The sequence below is a fragment of the Saccharomonospora iraqiensis subsp. paurometabolica YIM 90007 genome, assembly GCF_000231035.2.
GTDB lineage: Bacteria > Actinomycetota > Actinomycetes > Mycobacteriales > Pseudonocardiaceae > Saccharomonospora > Saccharomonospora paurometabolica.
Window position 1 is genome coordinate 208010 of record NZ_KI912247.1, and the last position, 1232, is coordinate 209241.

The following is a 1232-nucleotide window of genomic DNA, read 5'->3' on the forward strand; positions in this document are numbered from 1 at the left end:
CCAGCGAGGCGACGGTGGCCTCCGCGCCCGCCGCGGCGGCGATCGCCTCGCCCGTCGCCCTGGCCTCGTCGGGGGTGGTCAGCGTGCCCGCCATGCTCTGCGCGATGGCCCGGCGGAACAGCCCCGCCGACAGCGGCGAGGTCAACAGTGCCGCGACGGCCGTGCCGCCCGCCGACTCGCCGAACACGGTGACGTTGTCCGGGTCGCCGCCGAAGTTCGCGATGTTGTCGTGCACCCAGCGCAGCGCCGCCACCTGGTCGAGCAGCGCCCGGTTGGCGGGCGCGTCGGCCAGCCACCCGAAGCCCTCGAAGCCGACCCGGTAGTTGACGCTCACCACCACGGCGCCGTCCTGGGCCAGCCGGGAGCCGTCGTAGGTGGGCTCGTTCGACGACCCGACGAGGAACGCCCCGCCGTAGATCCACACCAGCACCGGCAGGCCCGAACCACCGACGTCCGGGGTCCACACGTTCACGCTCAGGCAGTCGAGGCCGTGTTTCGGCTTCCACAGCGACGGCATCCCGTCCACCATCGGACCCTGCGGCGGTGGTGCCGAGAACCGCACCGCATCCCGGATACCGTCCCAGGGCGCGGGTGGTTCCGGCGGGAGGAAGCGGCGCGGCCCCTCGATCGGCGCGGCGAACGGGATGCCGGTGAACACCCCGAGGCCGTCGGCGTCCCGGCCGCGGACGGTTCCGTACTCGGTCTTCGCGATCATCTCCACCGGACCATTGGACCGTACGACCGGCCGAACGCGAAATCTCTTCGTCGAAGTCCGCGACGCGGTTCGCCCCCGGCCGCCGGTCGGCCGTGTCACGCGCATGGCGGGCACCCGTAACCCGCATGGATTACTGAGAGCGCCGGGACCGCGCACGCTTGGTTTACTCGGACTGGACCGAAAGGGGTGGCATGGCCGAGTGGCGTCAACAGGCCGCCTGCGCGGTCGAGGCCGAGCTCGAACACGCGCGGCAGGCCGGCGAATGGAGCATGTTGGGCGCGCTGCGGCGCGCGGACGACGGCGACCACGGTGCCGAGTACGTCGTCGACCTGCGCGGACGTCGGATCCGGCCGATCGAGGACCTGCGCATCGCCGACGGGGACGGCCCCCGCGACGGGGCCGCCGTGCCCGCGGGCGGTGACCTCTCCGGCGGCATCCTGCGGCTGCGTGGGCTCGGCGAGCTGCCCGGCGGGTGCGACCTGGCCTGGGCGCGGCAGAACACGGGCGCACCCGTGCT

Annotated in this window: 1 protein-coding gene and 1 pseudogene; one reads left to right on the plus strand and one right to left on the minus strand. The window is 73.5% G+C overall.

The window, feature by feature from the left end:
* The coding region (locus SACPADRAFT_RS28005) for a carboxylesterase family protein (protein WP_007027672.1) at positions 1–715 on the minus strand (715 nt) is incomplete at its 3' end.
* A 191-nt stretch (positions 716–906) separates the two neighbouring features.
* Here SACPADRAFT_RS28005 and SACPADRAFT_RS33010 point away from each other — a divergent pair.
* Positions 907–1232, plus strand: a pseudogene (locus tag SACPADRAFT_RS33010) (hypothetical protein); the annotation flags it as partial.